The organism is Neobacillus drentensis, from assembly GCF_036966985.1.
GTDB lineage: Bacteria > Bacillota > Bacilli > Bacillales > Cytobacillaceae > Neobacillus > Neobacillus drentensis_E.
Genome location: NZ_JBALSN010000235.1, coordinates 1 through 18,355, shown reverse-complemented (window position 1 = coordinate 18,355; position 18,355 = coordinate 1). Strand labels below are relative to the sequence as shown.

Here is an 18,355-nt window from a genome sequence, read left to right as displayed (position 1 = left end):
GCTTAAGATGTAGATATAAATTATTGATTTTTAAGTAATTCCAGTTTATAACATAATAAGAAGTGTCCCCTGCTAAAACAGCAGTTGAGCAAAAAGAAATATTCGATTAAGGACGAGGGGGGATCTACATGAAAGGAAAAATGAGGCTTATTTTGACGATGCTCATTTTTGGAAGCATCGGGGTTTTTGTAAAAAAGATTGACCTATCTTCAAGTGAAATTGCCTTCTTACGAGGTGTCATCGGAAGTCTGTTTTTGCTGATTGCTAGTTTCCTTGTCAAACATAAGCCATCTTATCAAGCATTAAAAGAAAATGCACTTCTGCTACTATTATCAGGGGCAGCGATTGGCTTGAATTGGATTTTTCTGTTTGAGTCCTATCGCTATACGACGATATCCAATGCCACGATTAGCTATTACTTCGCGCCGATCTTTGTGATGATATTAGCACCTTGGATTCTAAAGGAAAAATTGACGAGCGTGAAGATTATTTGCATCGCAGCGGCAATGATTGGTCTGTTTTTAATCGTTAATCCTGGTGCTAGCGGCACAAGCGGATCACAGAATCATACATTGGGAATTTTCTATGGTCTTTTAGCGGCAGCATTTTATGCAAGTGTCGTCTTAATGAACAAATTCATCAAAAATTTATCAGGTTTTGAAACAACGTTAGTGCAATTAATGGCAGGAGCTCTGGTTCTGTTTCCTTATGTACTCTGGCAGGGTAATTTAAACCTGGGTGGTTTAGACTCAACTTCAATTATTTTTATCTTGATTCTAGGGATTGTACATACTGGTTTTGCTTATTTTTTATATTTTACTTCTCTCCAAGAACTGAAAGGACAAACGATTGCCGTTCTCAGCTATATCGACCCGATTTCAGCTGTCATCATTGCAGCGATTTTCCTAAACGAAGGCATGACTCTAATTCAAATGATAGGCGGTGCCCTTGTCTTAGGCTCCACTTTCTTGAGCGAAAAGCTAGAATTAAAAATCTCCAAAAAAGGTCAGACTCCCACTACTTCACCGTAATGGAAGGCTGACCCTTTTTTAACCCTACTTTTCTTCAAATCTTTAAGACTCCATTTTAATTTGCTAATTCATTTCTCTCTAATCTGCGCTGTTGCTCAGCAATTATTTCATCATCCTCAGAATTGTCCCTAATTACTTTTTGAGTAAGAATGGACCCGACAATAACCAAAAGCATGACGGCAATATAATATCCTTTTTCATTCAATTCCAGGTCAGCGTTGTACATACCAACGGCAAATAACAAAACTCCTGCAAAAAGTGTAAAATACGATAAAAACGTGAATGCCATCGTATTTCTTCTTTTGTGTTTTTGTGGATACAAGTTGGCTTCCCCTAAATTTCTATATATAATTTTTAAGACAATATACGAAGTAACTTTATTATATGAAGAAACAGGATGATAAGTAAACTATTTCCACATTAAAAAATCAAGCCAGTGTCAGTAGTGTGAAATTCTCTAACACCATATGGTATACTTTAAAAAGTTTGTTTTACAGTGGAGGTTTAAGTAGTGGAGTTACTAAAATCAAATACCTATTCGAAATCGACTTACATCATTTGGCTCATTATTGGGATTGTACTAGTAGCCTTTAATTTGCGCCCTGCTATAACCTCATTAGGACCGCTAGTTGGAATGATCCAGAAAGATGTGGGACTAGCCCATTGGAGCGCAGGCTTATTAATGAGTTTGCCTTTAATTGTATTTGCCATCATGTCACCGATTGTCCCGAAGCTTGCTAATCGTATAACCAATGAATTGGCTTTATTAGCAGGTTTGTCCTCATTATTAATCGGCATTTTGATTCGGTCCATTCCCATGGCTGTTTTCCTTTTCACAGGGACTTTGTTTATCGGGGTCGGGATCGCGATTGGAAATGTTCTATTACCAGCGATTGCAAAGGACAAATTTCCAGACCAATTTGGGCTGATGACAAGTGTTTATTCAACATCCATGGGATTAGTTGCCTCGTTAGCATCAGGAGTTAGTGTTCCTTTAGCAGTGGGGATGAACCTTGGGTGGAAGGGCGCCTTAAACGTCTGGGGGATTCCAGCTGTCGCAGCGATATTGGTGTGGATATTCCTTTCTAAATTTAATCATGGAGATCAAAAAGAGATCAGAAAAGTCACTCCGAGCTCGAACAATATCTGGCGCTCGCCGCTTGCTTGGCAAATCGCTATATTTATGGGATTTCAATCTTTTTTATTTTATGTAACGATTTCTTGGCTGCCTGAAATCTTACATAGCCATGGATTGAGTATGGAAACAGCGGGCTGGCTCTTGTCATTTAGCCAAATTGTCGGCTTACCAGCTAGTTTCTTCATCCCTATGATTGCAGGACGTTATCGCTCCCAAATATGGATTTCTTTCGTGTTAAGCATGTGCTCTATCATTGGTTATGGAGGATTACTGTTGGGCTCATCCTATCCCATTATCATCATAAGTATTATTTTTATTGGTGTTGCCTTGGGAGGAACTTTTCCGCTGGCTCTAAGTTATATAGGGCTCCGCTCTAAGAGTGCCGGCGAGGCTGCCGATTTATCTGGGATGGCACAATCAACGGGTTATATCCTAGCAGCAGTAGGTCCCTTGTTTATTGGATTTTTGTATGATTTCACCCATATGTGGACCATTCCACTTATTACATTAATCATTATATCCTTCGTTGTAATGCTATTCGGTATGATGTCGGGACGGGATCAATATGTCTAAAGAGGAACAACGAGCGGCGTTGTTCCTCTTTTTATATTAAAGGTCATTTTGTATTTTCCAATATGTTACGTATTTTATCTGTGTATATCTTAGCTAAGTCCTTCTTAGTGTATTCAAAGTTTTTCATGCTAGATTCTTTCGGAATATCCATGTTGACTAGTTGTTTATCTAGCTTTTCTATGACAAACCGTTCGTCTTCATCATTATTTACCCCGCCCACTTCAGTCAAATCAATCTTTGTCCCGTCATTTAGTTCTATTATGTAAAAGAATTCACCTTTTGATTGTTTAAATAGAGAAGGTCGCCCCGTCCTATAAACTCCAGTATTAATCTTAACGATATCGTTGTAGCTATACTCCCTGCCCTGTGGAGAAAAAAACGAATAATTAATAACCTTTTCCTTGGTTACTACTGCAACAGCGGAAGTAATCGTATATAGTAAAACGATATTAAAAGTAATAAAAGCAGTAATGACTGGTTTTCTATACTTTTTAAAAAGCCGCCCGTTTCTCCAGGTATCCCTCAAATCTTTATAGAACACGTAGAAAAACAAACACATAAGATATATCTCATAAACTATAACTAAACCGGAATAGGGTCGTTTAAAAATCCAAATGATATAATCTTTCGGTACAAATACGGTTTCTTGAATAAATGATAGTAATATAAAAATCCCAATCGATAATAGGAATAGCGCAATAATTGCAAGAACTCGCAGAATGACTGCTTTAAGTAACCTCATAAAAATGCCTCCACAACACATCCTCGTATTTATCTCAAGATTAACCACTTTTTATGATGGAAGCAAGAGAACGCTTGATGTTTACCAAAAGACTGAATAGTAAACGCACAGTGACAATCACTGTGCGCCATAGTTTCATATTTTCTTCTTCCATTGAATCGACCCGGTATCACTATGAGGATGACTATTCGACTTTAATCGTTTGTATTCATTTTCTAATTCCGTTAAAGATAACTTCAAAAGCTGTTCCTCATTTTCGTATATTTTAAAGGTAAGCAATATATTTATTAATGTTTTCCTTCTTTGTTCCACAGCATTCCGAAGGATATTCTCCATACCATCCTCTCCCTTTGACAGTTTGTTTGTGTTTGATAAGAGTTACTTAGCAATCCAATCATTCAAATCAAAGTCCTTTTTCGCAAATTTCCCTTCCACTAGAAAGGTTTTCGTACCATTCAACAACTTGAGTCCTTCAGTGGACAATGCTTCGGATTTCAAATTATTAAGGGGCAAGGAATCTTTCATGACTTCGACTGGATAACCAACTTGCTCCGATTGAAATTGATAAAAATCCTCCGGTTTCTTTAATAAATCTGCTAATGATTGTTTACGGACGTCGTTCCAAATCGATAAAAATTCTGGATTTTCCGCTAGATAATCCTCAGTAATAACAGTGACCGTGCTTCCTAGTAACTCCGGATGATCCTTTGCCTCATCAATGACTGGATATCCTTTCGACTTGATCAACGGACCAGAGTTTGTCGGAAACGCATAAGCTGCAATGTCATTTCGCTCTAATGCTGCTTCCGCATCACTAGAAAGCATGCTGACAATCTTCACATCCTTATCTAAGCCCTTTTCTTTAAGTACCCCGGTTAGGTAGCGATACATGTAGGATCCTAACTGGGTTGCAACTGTCTTCCCTTTTAAATCTTCGATGGTCTTCACCCCGTTTTTAGGAGTAATTAACCAGACATTGCTGTTAATGGCCGCTTGGTTAATCAAACGTGTTTTCAGCCCATTCGATCTTCCGACAATTGCAGGGGTATCTCCTAAAATACCAATATCTAATTCTCCTGCAGCAATCGCTTCATTTAACGGCGGACCATTAGGAAAAGCATGAAATTCAAATTTTTCCACACCTATTTTTTTCAACTTTTCCTGAAGAATTTGATGTTGAATCCCCCAGCCATCTACTCCTGTTGGAATATTACCTTTCGTTGATCCAATATAACCAATCCGTAAGGTCGACGACTGGGATTTATTAGATCCCTTTGAGGTGGTTGAAGAAGCGTTGTTTGAGCACCCTGCAACTACTATTAAAATAACAGTTGCCAACAGGAAGCCTACTAAGCCTCTTAATAATGGTTTTCGATCATTGCTAATACTCATGAAAAATCCTCCTACTGGATCATTAATGTCCTGGTAATTTACTCATCATTTGAAACATTTTATAAGAAGCATCTGAAGCGGCGCTTGGGTTCTGACCTTTTCCCCAGCCAATTTCTCTTCGATAACTTCCCAATACCCCGCTTTGTATCAGTTCTTCTTCATTTACTGTCACTTCATCTACATTTGGAGAAACATACATGGCATCTACAGGGCAATACACTTCACACATAAAGCAAGTTTGGCAATCATCTTTACGAGCAATCACAGGAACTTTCCCTTTTTCCTGATCAAATACCCCAGTTGGACAAACGGAAACACATAAACCACAGCTTACACATTTTGATGCACTAATAAATTCAATCATCTTCTCACTCCTTCCTGTTGAGGCAAAGGTTTATCAGGTTTGACCCAAATCTCATCCAATCCCCCGGTAAGAATTCGATAATGGAAACTAGAGTCTTGTTCCTTATAATCTAACCGTTTATGCATCCCTCGTGTCTCCCTCCGCTCTATAGCCGAAGAATACATCCATCGAGCTGTAGCCGTCATAGCAGCAGCTTCTCTTACTCTCACAACATTCGGCTCGTTTGCTAGGAGGCCTAAACGAAGTTCCTCCCAAATTAGGTCAAGTCGCTGTAAAGACGACTGGAGCGTTTTTTCGGTTCTAAATAAGTTAATTTCAGTAGGAGTTACTTCCGCTTTGACGCTTTCCGTAACTTCATATAATACCGAACCTTTTTTGTTTGATTTGCTCCACCCCGCTGCGATCGGTGTAGTAGATATCCCATTTACATTTCGTTTCGCGGCATTTGAACCTAGCTTTAGTGCATACTCACCTGCCGCTTCACCGGCCCAAGAACCCGATGACATTGCCCAAGCAGCATTATGACTTCCTCCACCCGTAAATCCACCGCAAATAAATTCTCGTGTCGCCGCATCTCCAGCCGCATATAATCCTGGCACTTTTGTCTCACAATTCTCATTGATAAGATGGATGCCGCCCGTCCCACGAACCGTTCCTTCTAATCTTAAGGTTACTGGAAATCGGTCCGTGAATGGATTAATACTCAACCTGTCAAAAGGAACGAAGAAATTTGGCTGTGCTTTTCGCATCCATTTCTGCATTTCTTCATCTGCTTTATCGAGCCTTGCATACACGGGCTGTGTTTGCAGTGTCTTCGCGATCACGGAACGACCTCTTTGGGAACCAGCTCCTTCAATGACTGAACCATCCTGATAGTAAAATGTTGCCCATGTATACAATGCTGTTTTTGTTACCGATGAAAATGCCGGAGCAATGGCATAGGCATTTGAAAATTCCATTCCAGACAGATTGGCCCCTGCTTCTGCGGCAAGTAAATAGCCATCACCGGTTAAAACATTGGTCCCCAATGCCCTGCTTAGAAAGGCACATCCTCCAGAGGCGATAACAACGGCTCCAGCCTTTACTTTCCAGCGTTCACCTGTTTCACTAAAAACCCCGGCTGCCCCTCCCACACCGTATTCATCTGCCAGAAGTTCAAGTGCAGGGCTATGATCCCAAACTTTCACCCCTGCTTTTTTCACCTGTTTCCGCATCAACCGCATATAATCTGGCCCCTGCAAACTCCTCCGATGCTTATATCCGTTATCATCAAGTGGGAAAGGATATCCCCATGTATCTAACTGGTGGATATTGCTATACGTTCGGTTCAATACGTTTTTCATCCAATTTCGATCCTGTAAATATCCCCCAAGTGCTTCCCTGCTTTTCATTGCCTTTTCTTGCTCCTCCGGGGTTGGATTCACATACCAAACTCCTGTCCCCGAAGGTGCCGTCGCGCCACTTGTTCCACAATATCCTTTATCAACGAGAATGACCCTTGCTCCCTTGGAGGCTGCATTTATGGCTGCCCATGTCCCTGATGGTCCACCACCAATTACTAATACATCCGTTTCTACTTCGCGTTCACCCTTTTGTTGTAATTCTAAGTGTTTACTCATGAATACGAACCTCCTTTAATAGCTAATAATTTTGAAATCCCCAAGCATCAGATGGTACGAACTTTTTTCGGCAACGGTTCCTGTAAGTGAGACGCTTTTCCTCCCATGACACGGTCAAGAATGAGCCTCTCAAAATAGACAAATTTGCTATCCTTTATGCGTGGACGGTCGAGTGTAATCGAAATATTCATCGTTACTTCTCCCTCTTCTATCAAAAGGACCCGGTCAGCTAAGGAAACAGCCTCACTCACATCATGGGTAACCAGAATGGCCGTAAACTTTTGTTCTAACCACAACTTTTCTATCAATTGCTGCATTTCGATTCTGGTTAATGCATCTAGTGCACCAAGTGGTTCATCCAGCAGCAACAACCTTGGTTCCCCCGCTAAAGCTCGGGCTAACGCAATTCGCTGCCGCTGACCTCCCGAGAGTACAATTGGCCATTCGTCAGCCCGATGTTTTAGCCCTACTAACGACAAAGCTGCTTTTGCTTCTTCTTTAGACCGAGATTTCGTTCCAATCTGAACATTGGTCAGAACCTTCTTCCATGGCAGTAAGCGTGCGTCCTGAAACATGATTCTTGAGTCGGCATGATTTCGTTTCACGACCTCTTCATCTGTACGGACTAGTCCAGTACTAACGGGTTCTAGTCCAGCGATTAGTCTAAGTAAGGTACTTTTTCCGCATCCGCTTTTTCCCACAATGGCTACAAACTCACCTGATTTGATAGAAAGATTCACCTCTTTCAATATCTTGTTTTTACCAAATGACTTTTCAACATTTATGAGTTCCAAGCTTAATCCATTCTGGTTTTGGGCCAATTTGTTCACTCTCACTTTCTTTATAAATGCTTTTTCGTAAATATTGTTGTTACACCGATAATTGTGTAAAATTACACTCTATATTTTAAATTTTTATCGACTTTTCTCTTTAATGAGCTAATTTTTGAGTTTTATGAGCGAATTCTGGGGTCTAATGAGCGAATTATTAGCATCAATGAGCGAATTGAGTGTATTAATGAGCGAATTCAAAATCAACCAATCTTTTAACGAGAAATAGTAACCTTAACTATTTTTCACACGATTATAATTGGGGTGCCATTGCAGCCATTGCCGCTCCAAAAACTTTGCAGCAGAATCGGAGAGCTTCCCAAGTATGGCATAGAGTAAGATGCTGACAACGACGATATCCATATGCATAAACTCTCTTGCATTCATTGCCATATAGCCAATCCCTGAGTCTGCTGAGATTGTTTCAGCCACAATGAGTGACAACCACATGATCCCTAGGGCATAGCGGAGACCTACCAAAATGGATGGCAATGCGCCTGGTAGTATCACCATAACAATTAAATGGAGCGATTGAAGGCCATACACTTTCCCCATTTCAATGAGCCCCTTATCAACAGATTTGATTCCATGAAAAGTATTAAGATAGATCGGAAACGCCACACCAAGTGCGACTAGAAACAATTTGGATGATTCGCCAATCCCAAACCACAGAATAACGATCGGGATGAGGGCTAGGTGAGGAATGGTTCTAACCATTTGAATCGAACTATCTAAAAGTCTTTCTGAAGTTCTTGATAACCCATTTACCATGCCAAGGATAAAACCAATGCTGCCGCCGATTATAAATCCAATTAATGCCCTTTTAGCACTTACTCCCATGTTCTCCCATAAAACACCTTCCTTACTTAATTGAATGAATGCCTGTAAAACTTCAAGCGGTGTGGGTAAAATATCTTGGCCAATTAGCCCGATTTGTCCTAACACTTGCCAGGTAACTAGGACAAGGATCGGGACCACCCATGTTGACCACTGTTGACCAATCGAATTTTTTAATCGTTTCATTAAATCAGCCCCTTTAGTTTGTATAAAAAAAGAGACTTCTCATTGTTTACGAGAAGTCTCTATCCGAATAGTAGACTAGTGTATGAATTTTTTAAAACAAAAAGGAGACACAGTAATTTGTGTCTCCAGTTGTCTGGTAACGATTATTCTTTTTTTAACTAGTTTATAGCATGTTGATTGATTGTTTTAATTCCGACAATACTCATCTGATTACTTAATAGGATATTAACATCCACCGATTGATTCTGTCAATGAATTATTTGAAAATTTATAATTTTAATCTCGGATCTATTTTTCACGTAATTTTACACGGTAATGCCGCATTGATCGAGGGATCCCTTTTAGTTCAAGGAATCCGTTATAGATTAAGTGCCGAATTCGGTATTCAATATAAAAATCACCCACCAGTTCGTCCATCTGCTGCATCGTTTCAGCAATCACTTTTCCAGTCCTAATAAAATCTTTGTTTTGCTGCTCTTTATGCAAATGATCAATTGTCTTTAAGATGAGTGCATCAAAATAATCTTCGGGCACACAGGTAACTCGTCCATTCTTCCATAAACGAAGGACCTCCTTCGATTGAGCTAGATGTTGCCATTCTTTTTGGAATTGATTTCGCTCTTGATACGATAAAGGCTGAGCCGAGAGTGCTTGTTCTAGAAGTAGTTTTAATTCCTGGGGATGAAGCATACTGGAGTAGAGCTTCTCGTCCTTATAGTCGATCGATTGACGATGGAATTCTGTCGTATTGATCAAAAAAATGTCATTATCTTTCTCTCTTAAAAAATGAAGCATAAAACGGAGACCCGTTTGTTCATTTCCATTATTGGCAGTCCAAATAAAAATGGGTACAAACTCAGGAATATCCTCTATTTCTAACAGAGTCTTGGAAAAATTATTTTCGAATTCATACTCATCCTGCTCTGCATTTATATTCTCATTCAACCATTCGTGACGAAAGTCTTGCCCTATCTTTTGATCCAACTTCCATAATGGCCCAATTGAGAAAAAATCGTGAAAACCAATCACCGTTTTTGGTCGATCTAACCCAAATCTTAATGCTCCAGCGGTTGATTGGGATGATACAAGATGGACCGCACCCTTTTCCTTATATGAATAGGATTTTTTTTGTCGCTGACTTTGAATTAGACGATTAATTTTTCCCGCCATGAAGTTGATATCGTCCTGGCGGACAAAATAACCTCGGCCAATAAGGGGGAGATTCGCCTCATGATTAAAGCTCTCAAATTCATCCGCATGATGGAGCTCATACGTTTCCCATCCTCCCTGCTCCGATAAATCAGATACCGTTACGTATTCTTCGCCTTCTATCTTATAAACAAAAACGATATTTGGCTCCGTGAAAAAATAAAGATATGGATAATTCTCTCTTGATTTCATCCGGTCCCGTCCCTTCATTTGAATTAAAAGGCTGTTTTTATAAAGGATGTTATAATTAACCATGTTCAATCTTCTTAAAAGTCATAAAAGGATCTAAAATCACACTTTATTAGTGAGTTCATCTGATATATCAGCGAATCCAGAAGTGCTAACTAAAAAATACAGCCCCCCTCTCTAGATTTCAATTAACCTACTTAAAACCCCTTTTTTATCGGAAAAAGATAGATGTATTAGCATAAAAAGCAGAATGATGATTAATCATTCTGCTTTTTAGATCGGTATGAAATTACATATTAAAGAGATCAATTTCAAGTACAGTTCTCTGAACAGTTAGCTTTCCCTCTGTTGAAATTCAGACACTTTATTCCCCTTCGCAAATGGCCAAGCAAACACTTTCTGGCCCTCAGTGCTGCCGCCAAATTTAAATACGATAATCCCGCCGACGATGACCAGCACGCCAATCAACTGATTGAGAGTAAATGGAACTTTATTGAGACCTAACCAGCCTAATGAGTCCCCGAGTAAAGCAAACAACAACTGTGATGTTAACGCGATCGCAATGGCGTAAGTTGGTCCGAGCCTCTTAATTCCTTGAACGAGACAAACAACCACTCCTACTCCGATCATACCGCTAAACCAGTACCACGTTTTCATATTTTCCAAGTGGAATAACTTTCCTCCCTCAAAGATGAGGCCGAACGTTAGTGAAGCAAGGAAACCCATCCCTAATACTAGGGTAGTCGTTGGCCATGACCCCGCCCGTTCATTGACCTTACTATTGAAAATATTTTGCAAGGCTACCAGTGAACCGGCAATAATTGCAAATAATAATCCTAGAATCATCCGTTTTCTCTCCCTTGTGTTGATTTTTTTCAAAGTTATTCGTAAATATTATCGCCTGCGAGGTCTTTCAATCCATTCCTGTCCTTAACTAAAATGGAACCTCGATTCCGTTCAATCAGGCCCTCTTCACAAAATTGTGTGATGACTCGATTTAAATGACGATAACTCGTTCCTATTAAATTGGCCGCATCCTTAATGCTGATACTAAGTTGGTCTTTATCATGCTCATCAGTTTCATCAGGGGAAACCGACAATAGGTAACTAGCCAAACGGACTTCGACTGGATACATAATATTAAAGGTCATTGAATTGTTTTTTAACTGAAACTTCTTCGTGATAATATCTAATAAAAATTGCAGGAATGGCGCGTGGTCACTTCCATATTTCTTCAACCAGCGATGATGAATCCCTATCATCCAAACCGGTGATACGGCCTCCACTGTGTTAATAATATCAATGCCGCGAACATACTCAATATCCCCGATCACTTCAATTGGTTTCTTAAAAGAAAGAATGAGTGTTTTACCTTCTGATGAACTGATATAGATTTTGACCTTTCCCTTAACAAGGACATATAAATACTGCGAAGTTTCACCTTGGGAACAGATTAATTCCCCTTGGTCAAAGCTGTACAACGACAAATGCGGAATCAATGGTTCATGAAATATCGAATCTAGTTGGTATGTTTGGATATATGCGAGCAATTGCTCCTGATCCTTTTGTTCCCTCACTCGGTTTCACCTCTGTTTTCATCTTCAACATGCTTGTCTTAAGACCTTAAGATGACTACACCAGCGATCATCATCCCGATACCAATAAACTGTGGCAGTTTCATCTTCTGCTTTTCCAGGCCGAACCATCCGCTACTATCGATAATAAAAGTTAATGTTAACTGTGAAATCAGGATGGCCGATATACTAAGTGTTACACCGATTTCCTCAATGGATCTGACATTACTGAAGATGACAATCGCTGCAAAGGCGCCACCCATCAAATATAATGGTTTCACTTGTTTGAAGCCTTGCCATTTAGCGTCCCGAACGAACATTAAAATTATAAAAGCCATTACAAATCCCGTAAACTGGGTAATGGTTGCTGCTTGCCATGTGCCTATATCTTTACTAATACTTGTATTAGCAATTCCTTGCAGGGTAATAAATGCCCCGCCTAAAAATGCAAAGATAATTCCCTTCATGCTCTCTTCTCCCCTAATTTTTATTTCTGTCTATATTAAAAGGTATCTCTAGCTTGTTTGAATAGGACATATGTCCTCAACTGTTAAAATTGTATTAAAGACCTAACATAAAAAGACCGCCAGATGACGATCTTTAATTGTCCATACTTATTTTGGCTTTTTTTGGGCTTGTCTTACTACTTTTTCAAGTCCATTTTCTCCTGCAAATTCTTGATCATTTGGTTGAGCATTTTTATTGTTCTTCAATTGGTTATTCTTATTTTTAGCCATTCCTTCACCACCCTTGAAGTGTTTCCTTACGCTTTTCTTAAAGGAGGACAACTGCATAATCAGCATCCACCATTTTAGTTTGCTAACTTTTTTGCGGGCTATGCGATTGGATTCACGATTTTTCTTTTGCCTCTTACCGTATAGTTCCACTTTTTATTGAGACGATATGGAATGGAGGTGATTGTGTTAATGCATAAGGATAAAAATAACATACCTAATAAAATTAAATACAGTATCTGGGATACTAGAACCGAAGAAAGTCTCGACACAATGAAAGAGGAATTTGCTGAGGCTATAGAGGAAACAAAAATGCAATCAAAAACAACAAACCAAAAAGAATAGAAGAAGCTGCCGGACTTGGTTGCTTCTTTTTACAGCAAAAAAATAGGCAACCTTGGCCTAGGTTGCCTAAAAATCATTTATTCCACTGTCAGCCAGGTTTGTGACCATTTTTCAAGTTCTTCCACGATCGGTTTTAAAGAGAGTCCCTTTTCTGTAAGAGAATACTCAATCCGGACGGGTGTTTCCGGAAACACCTCTCGTTTCACAATCCCCTGACCTTCTAAGTCCTTGAGCCGCTCGGAAAGGACTCTTCCGCTGATCCCCATAGAAGATTCCATGCTGCAGAATCGTTTTGGACCTGATAGCAGTTGATAAATAACTAATCCTGTCCAACGCTGGCTTAACATCCCCATCGCTTTTTCAAATCGAGGACAAATGACTGATTCATCCATTGACCTTCCCCCCTCTTTGCCTTTGCAATAAACAACATAATTACCTTGCAAAATAAATTTATTTGACACAATCGAGTTTTAAAAATATAATTACTTACATAAAGTAACTAACTAACGAATAATTATTAACTATTAATATTCTACTTTAACCAATTATGGTTCGTCAATACATCATATAGAATAAGGTGGTTTTCAAACATGAACCTTGAGGCAGATGTTTGCATTGTAGGTGCAGGTCCCGGCGGCGCTTTACTAGGATATTTGCTTGCGAAAAAAGGAATTTCAACAATCGTACTCGAACGCCACAAAGGGATTGACAAGGAATTCCGTGGTGAACATCTCAATCAGGACGGAGAACGAGTATTAAAAAAATATGGTCTTTATGACCAAGTAGAAGCTGCTGGATTGTTATTAATGGAACGAGTGGAATATTGGCAGGACGGAAATGTACTAAAGACCATTACACCTGGTGCTGGGGAGCAGCATGTCGGCATCCATGTCCCGCAAAAGAATTTGTTAAGCGTGTTAATTCAGGCATCTGAACCTTATCAGAATTTCAAACTGATGATGGGGACAAAGGTGACGGATTTAATGTTTAATGATACGGGGTGTGTAACTGGTTTAAAAGCAATAAATGGCGAGCAAGAAGTAACGATAAACAGCAAGATTGTTGTTGGTGCTGATGGAAGGTTCTCAACAGTAAGGAAACTGGCTGAGATGCCATTTACAAAGAAAACACATGGATACGATTTGTTATGGGCGAAAATTCAAAGCCCAGCCAATTGGGAGCCAACTATTAAAAACGCTTTGGTGAATGGAAATCAACTGGCTTTGTTTACTCAGGCAGGCGGTTTCATCCAAATAGGCTGGAACATTGAAGAGGATTCTTATCCGTCATTAAAAAAGCAATCATGTGAACCTTTTATCAAACAAGTGACAGAGGCATTTCCAGAGTTAACCGAAACCATCCGTACACAGATCCAGTCATGGGACGATTTTATTTTATTAAAAGTGCAAAGTTCATATTCTCCAACATGGGTAAAGGACGGATTGGTGATCATGGGCGATGCCTCACATACGATGAGCCCAACTGGTGCATTTGGGATCAATTGTTCCCTATTAGATGCAGATGTATTAGCCGATGTGCTGAGCGAAGCACTCGACAAACAGAGCCATAGTGCGGCACAATTAAAAAGATTCGAACATGAACGACGGGATCATACAGAAAAGCTACAACAGCAGCAACGGGAGAAAGAGAAAACCTATCGGGATAATTTTGCCGTACCTGTCCTTTCTTAGCAGAAATTGGAGTCGGAATAAATCTATGAAAATATAGATTGGGGGAATTCATAGTGGAACAAATTCAATTAAAAGCAGATACTCTCGCTTTTTTAGAGGATAAAATAAAATTAGTTAAAAAAGGTGATGAAGCGATTTATCTAGTAGGACCGATCAAGCTTCCGGTCAATTTATACGGGGAAACGGTTGAATTTAAGTGGTACAGCTGGCTGAAGAGTGAAAATGTGACAGAAGATTTCCAGCAAGTCATTGATCAATTAAGTTCAGCAAATTTAGCTGAATTTCAACAGTCCAGCGTCCTCGTTTATGGGGATTTTGAATATGGAGAGGATGCACTAATCAGAATGCATTCGATTTGTCATACTGGAGATATTTTTGGAAGCAAGCGCTGTGATTGTGGTTTTCAACTGAAACAATCGATGAAAATGATTGCCGAGCATGGAGCAGGAGCGTTATTTTATTTAGCCAACCATGAAGGCCGAGGAATAGGCTTATTTAGCAAGGCAATGGCCTATATTCTGCAAGAAAATGGCTATGATACAGTCGAGGCAAATGAAGGACTTGGTTTTCAAGATGATTCACGGAATTACGAGGATGCCATTGAAGTGCTTAAAGCACTACGAACCAAACCTGTCACCCTCATCACGAACAATCCGAAAAAGCTTAAAGCCCTAAAAGCAGCAGGTGCGCCTGTCTCTGGACGAACTCCTCTTTGGGGGGACATCTCCGAGTACAATGAAAAATACCTACAAACAAAAGTAAAAAAATCTGGCCATATGGCGTAGAAGAATAAATACTCAAAGTTATTGACATTTCATGACAATTGTTTTAAAGTAACAGAGGCAAATCAAATAACAAAATTCATTTGTTTGTGGACTTTTCTAGAGGATATCTCTATTTTCGCCACACAGTTCTCACGTGAGAGCTGTGTGGCTTTTTTGTTGTTTGGAAACTGGACCAAGAGATCAAAAAAATCTAAAAGGGGTAGAAAATATGAAAACTTGGCATTATGCATTGATTGTTTTTTTAGGAGGATGCTGTTACGGTGTATTATCGACCTTTGTTAAGCTTGCTTACTCAGCTGGGTTTACTGTAAAAGAAGTTACAGGAAGCCAGTTTATACTTGGGACGTTGCTCATCTGGATCGTCGCTCTTTTTTCGAAAAAGAAAAAACTTACGCTTCCGAACATAGGTAAATTACTCTTAGCAGGAATTCCTGTTGGGTTAACGGGCGTGTTTTATTATCAGTCCTTGCAAACCCTTGATGCTTCACTTGCGATTATCTTTTTATTTCAATTTGTATGGATTGGCACTTTTATTGAATGGATTATTTATAAAAAAATACCTAACACGGGGAAAATGGTTTCGATTGGGATTCTAATCATTGGCTCTATTCTTGCTGCCGGTATTATTACCGGTGGCGGCGTAGAACTATCCTTGAAAGGAACAGCGTGGGGACTGCTTTCTGCAATTTCATATACCGCTTTCATCTTTCTCAGCAGTTCTGTGGGAGAGGATACACCGCCAGTACAGAAAAGTGCACTCATGTCCACTGGCGGATTAATCACAGTTTTATTGGTTTTTCAGCCAACAAATTTACTTCATTTACCCGTAATGATTGGAGTAGCTCCTTTTGGATTGTTCCTAGGATTACTTGGCGTCGCCTTGCCACCGCTTTTATTTTCTATAGGAATGAAGCATGTCGGACCAAGCCTTGGAACCATCTTGACAGCCTCTGAGCTACCGATTGCTGTGATCTTGTCCGCTATGGTTCTAGCCGAGAATGTTAACTTGTCACAATGGCTTGGTGTTGTCCTCATTTTAGGCGGTATTGTTGCAGCGAACATAAAATGGCCTAAAACTCAAATGAAGTCAGCTACATTAGAAAGTACATCGGTGTTACAAGAATAGCAAGGGGGCCGTCATGATGGCCCCTTTTTTAGTAATAAGATGGTCTTTTTAAAGAGCATTTACTTGCAGCTACCTGTAAATTGGGAGCGTAGAAGCTTAGCTTTTTTATAAAATAACAAGTTTCTGGAAAATGATGCTCTAAAAATCGTAAGGTAGTTTTATTAAGTAATTTATTTTCCTTATATTTAATCACCATATCGTAGACAAACTGGCTCATTTCTAGGGTTGTTTTTCCCACTTCATTAGCAAATTCAGTTTGACGGGCGAATCCTGGCTCTTTGAACCGCAAATAACCCCTCAAATGATGATTTTGAACCATAAATGCTTGATATTTGTTGATATACATTTCCGCTTGAGTGCTGGCCATGATTTCAATAGGATCAATGATATTCTTAAAAAGAACGGCGTGACCCAGTTGATCCTCAAGCCATAAATCCATCAGATCTTCTAATGGAAGCGGTACAGGCTCCTTTCCATACACCAACAGACTTAAAAATCGCAGATATTCTTGATTTTCTGCTAACGTTCCGTTCAGGTAGGTTGGTGATAAATTTAAATTCACCTTATTATCGATTCTAAGCGCCTGTAGTTTCCCTTCAAATTCGAAATATCCTTTTGCGACAGGCCATACCCTCTGGGAAAAATAAATCATGGCTTCATCTGTATAATTAACCGAACTTGGAATGTTGTTTAATGATGCAATCAAATCCCCAAATAAATTAATATACTGTTGCGCGGTGTTAACATATTCAGTTTCGCTAACAGAAAGATTGTCTCTCACAAAATAGGCATGATCTTGTAAAACTTCTAACCAAAATAATTGTTCATCCCATAAAGAAATCACATTTCTTTGCATTTGCTCTCCCCCCTCTATCCCATATATATATATATATGGGTTAGAGGTCTATGAAAGAATATTTTCATAATGGAAAATTAATAGTTCATAAGCTTTGGGGATTATTTTACACCATTGTTGTATTTGGCAATTAAAAAATGCTGTTTATAGCAGTATGTTTTTTGAAACTCCTTGTAAACACCCGAATCTCAATAAAAAAAGAACTCTTTACAACAATTGAATTGTCATCAGAGTTCTTTTTGAATATAGATAATCAAACGATTGATTTCGCCAACCTTATACTACTTTTTTGCAGAAAGAGTAATACACTTTTAGACTAAGAATGCACCCAACGCCACCATTGCTTTCTTCAAAGCTTGTTCATAGGCTTTATCCTTACCAACCACTGTACGAAAATCTGCAACATCTCGAACAGTGGAACGCCCTTCAATTTCATACCCATTGTTAAAAATGAGAAGACAAATGGTTGATTTATCACTCATTCGATGGAACTTTTTCTCTAAGAGCATTTCTTCTAATTTTATACGTTTTTCATCCTTAATAGGGTGTGTTCGAGAATACGGGATGATGATATGGTCATACATATGGTGGTTCCTACAAGTTACAATAAGAATTTTTTCCCCCTTATGCTCCACTTGATTGATCTCTCCGCATTTTGGACAAATACTATCTATGAACATATTTACCATTCTCCGCACTCCCTTTACATTATTTATTAATAGACAAAACTCAGCTTGAACAGAGGTTGTATTATTTTATATATTTTCGTTTTCTTTTAAAAATTCCTTCTAAAATATAAAGGTACTTTAAATTTAATCAAATTTTAATTTTCAATGATTGAGTGAACTTCTAGCAAGTAGAGTAAGCTCAATCTTTACCTAAATCATTGCCGATTTCTTAAATAATTTTAGAAATTGAAAAGAAGCGTCTGAAATACTTGCAAACGCCTCTTCGGGGTATATCTAGGGTTAAGTGATAACCTCTTATTGATATCAATATTTTAATATTACTAAAGTATTATAGATCGATGTAATAGAATACTTGGGAAAATCCGTTCTAAAAACCACCCATGCCCATGCTCATGCCTGGGGAACCGCCCATGCCCATGCCTGGGAAACCGCCCATGCCCATGCC

The 18,355-nt window shown here is 39.1% G+C and carries 22 protein-coding genes; 6 read left to right on the top strand and 16 right to left on the bottom strand.

Translation table 11 applies throughout. The annotated features are described in order from the left end of the window. Positions 1-128: 128 nt before the first annotated feature. The gene (locus tag V7659_RS15915) at positions 129-1,031 is read left to right on the top strand and encodes a DMT family transporter (RefSeq protein ID WP_335540829.1); all 903 of its coding nucleotides are present in this window, start codon (positions 129-131) and stop codon (positions 1,029-1,031) included. Between the two features lie 55 nt (positions 1,032-1,086). Here V7659_RS15915 and V7659_RS15910 read toward each other — a convergent pair whose 3' ends face one another. After that, a complete protein-coding gene (locus tag V7659_RS15910; RefSeq protein WP_335540830.1) occupies positions 1,087-1,320 on the bottom strand; it encodes a YiaA/YiaB family inner membrane protein in 234 nt (77 codons plus the stop codon). 222 nt (positions 1,321-1,542) lie between these two features. On the opposite strand from V7659_RS15910, the gene V7659_RS15905 reads away from it, so the two are divergent. Then, positions 1,543-2,742, top strand: coding sequence for a CynX/NimT family MFS transporter (locus V7659_RS15905; protein WP_335540828.1), 1,200 nt, complete (start codon positions 1,543-1,545; stop codon positions 2,740-2,742). Between the two features lie 43 nt (positions 2,743-2,785). Here V7659_RS15905 and V7659_RS15900 read toward each other — a convergent pair whose 3' ends face one another. The 12 genes from V7659_RS15900 to V7659_RS15845 form a co-directional block, all read right to left on the bottom strand. After that, the gene (locus V7659_RS15900; RefSeq protein WP_335540827.1) at positions 2,786-3,484 is read right to left on the bottom strand and encodes a hypothetical protein; all 699 of its coding nucleotides are present in this window, start codon (positions 3,482-3,484) and stop codon (positions 2,786-2,788) included. A gap of 135 nt (positions 3,485-3,619) precedes the next feature. Next, positions 3,620-3,820 (bottom strand): Fur-regulated basic protein FbpA, encoded by a 201-nt coding sequence (gene fbpA, locus V7659_RS15895; protein WP_335540826.1) that lies wholly within the window; start codon positions 3,818-3,820, stop codon positions 3,620-3,622. 42 nt (positions 3,821-3,862) lie between these two features. Continuing rightward, positions 3,863-4,876 (bottom strand): ABC transporter substrate-binding protein, encoded by a 1,014-nt coding sequence (locus V7659_RS15890; RefSeq protein ID WP_335540825.1) that lies wholly within the window; start codon positions 4,874-4,876, stop codon positions 3,863-3,865. Positions 4,877-4,898: 22 nt separating this feature from the next. Beyond that, on the bottom strand, positions 4,899-5,240 hold the full coding sequence (locus V7659_RS15885; protein WP_335540824.1) for a 4Fe-4S dicluster domain-containing protein: 342 nt from the start codon (positions 5,238-5,240) through the stop codon (positions 4,899-4,901). After that, positions 5,237-6,859 carry an FAD-binding protein gene (locus V7659_RS15880; RefSeq protein ID WP_335540823.1) on the bottom strand — a complete coding sequence of 541 codons (1,623 nt, stop codon included), beginning with the start codon at positions 6,857-6,859 and terminating at the stop codon, positions 5,237-5,239. Before V7659_RS15880 ends, V7659_RS15885 begins: the two co-directional genes overlap by 4 nt. A 47-nt stretch (positions 6,860-6,906) precedes the next feature. Next, on the bottom strand, positions 6,907-7,680 hold the full coding sequence (locus V7659_RS15875) for an ATP-binding cassette domain-containing protein (RefSeq protein WP_335540822.1): 774 nt from the start codon (positions 7,678-7,680) through the stop codon (positions 6,907-6,909). 243 nt (positions 7,681-7,923) lie between these two features. After that, positions 7,924-8,712, bottom strand: a complete 789-nt coding sequence (ssuC, locus tag V7659_RS15870; RefSeq protein WP_335540821.1) for an aliphatic sulfonate ABC transporter permease SsuC — start codon at positions 8,710-8,712, stop codon at positions 7,924-7,926. A 288-nt stretch (positions 8,713-9,000) separates the two neighbouring features. Then, complete coding sequence (locus V7659_RS15865) at positions 9,001-10,176, bottom strand: DUF1835 domain-containing protein (protein ID WP_335540820.1); 1,176 nt, start codon at positions 10,174-10,176, stop codon at positions 9,001-9,003. A 267-nt stretch (positions 10,177-10,443) separates the two neighbouring features. Next, positions 10,444-10,956 carry a DMT family transporter gene (locus V7659_RS15860; RefSeq protein WP_335540819.1) on the bottom strand — a complete coding sequence of 171 codons (513 nt, stop codon included), beginning with the start codon at positions 10,954-10,956 and terminating at the stop codon, positions 10,444-10,446. A 35-nt stretch (positions 10,957-10,991) separates the two neighbouring features. Further along, on the bottom strand, positions 10,992-11,687 hold the full coding sequence (locus V7659_RS15855) for a Crp/Fnr family transcriptional regulator (protein ID WP_335540818.1): 696 nt from the start codon (positions 11,685-11,687) through the stop codon (positions 10,992-10,994). Between the two features lie 38 nt (positions 11,688-11,725). Then, positions 11,726-12,151, bottom strand: a complete 426-nt coding sequence (locus tag V7659_RS15850; protein WP_335540817.1) for a DMT family transporter — start codon at positions 12,149-12,151, stop codon at positions 11,726-11,728. 147 nt (positions 12,152-12,298) lie between these two features. Next, the gene (locus V7659_RS15845) at positions 12,299-12,421 is read right to left on the bottom strand and encodes a hypothetical protein (protein ID WP_257148591.1); all 123 of its coding nucleotides are present in this window, start codon (positions 12,419-12,421) and stop codon (positions 12,299-12,301) included. Between the two features lie 189 nt (positions 12,422-12,610). On the opposite strand from V7659_RS15845, the gene V7659_RS15840 reads away from it, so the two are divergent. Then, complete coding sequence (locus V7659_RS15840; RefSeq protein WP_335540816.1) at positions 12,611-12,763, top strand: hypothetical protein; 153 nt, start codon at positions 12,611-12,613, stop codon at positions 12,761-12,763. A gap of 77 nt (positions 12,764-12,840) precedes the next feature. Here the strand turns inward: V7659_RS15840 and V7659_RS15835 are convergent, their stop codons facing one another. Next, positions 12,841-13,155, bottom strand: coding sequence for a winged helix-turn-helix transcriptional regulator (locus V7659_RS15835; RefSeq protein ID WP_335540815.1), 315 nt, complete (start codon positions 13,153-13,155; stop codon positions 12,841-12,843). 198 nt (positions 13,156-13,353) lie between these two features. On the opposite strand from V7659_RS15835, the gene V7659_RS15830 reads away from it, so the two are divergent. The 3 genes from V7659_RS15830 to V7659_RS15820 all read left to right on the top strand — a co-directional run bounded on the left by V7659_RS15830 (position 13,354) and on the right by V7659_RS15820 (position 16,365). Then, entirely contained in the window at positions 13,354-14,454 is a 1,101-nt protein-coding gene (locus tag V7659_RS15830; protein ID WP_335540814.1) for an FAD-dependent monooxygenase, read from the top strand. A 53-nt stretch (positions 14,455-14,507) separates the two neighbouring features. Beyond that, entirely contained in the window at positions 14,508-15,239 is a 732-nt protein-coding gene (locus V7659_RS15825; protein ID WP_335540813.1) for a GTP cyclohydrolase II, read from the top strand. A 208-nt stretch (positions 15,240-15,447) separates the two neighbouring features. Next, positions 15,448-16,365 carry a DMT family transporter gene (locus tag V7659_RS15820; protein ID WP_335540812.1) on the top strand — a complete coding sequence of 306 codons (918 nt, stop codon included), beginning with the start codon at positions 15,448-15,450 and terminating at the stop codon, positions 16,363-16,365. 28 nt (positions 16,366-16,393) lie between these two features. Here the strand turns inward: V7659_RS15820 and V7659_RS15815 are convergent, their stop codons facing one another. Beyond that, positions 16,394-17,221, bottom strand: coding sequence for a DUF2935 domain-containing protein (locus V7659_RS15815; RefSeq protein ID WP_335540811.1), 828 nt, complete (start codon positions 17,219-17,221; stop codon positions 16,394-16,396). Positions 17,222-17,532: 311 nt separating this feature from the next. Next, complete coding sequence (locus V7659_RS15810) at positions 17,533-17,910, bottom strand: Gp49 family protein (protein ID WP_335540810.1); 378 nt, start codon at positions 17,908-17,910, stop codon at positions 17,533-17,535. Between the last annotated feature and the right edge of the window lie 445 nt (positions 17,911-18,355).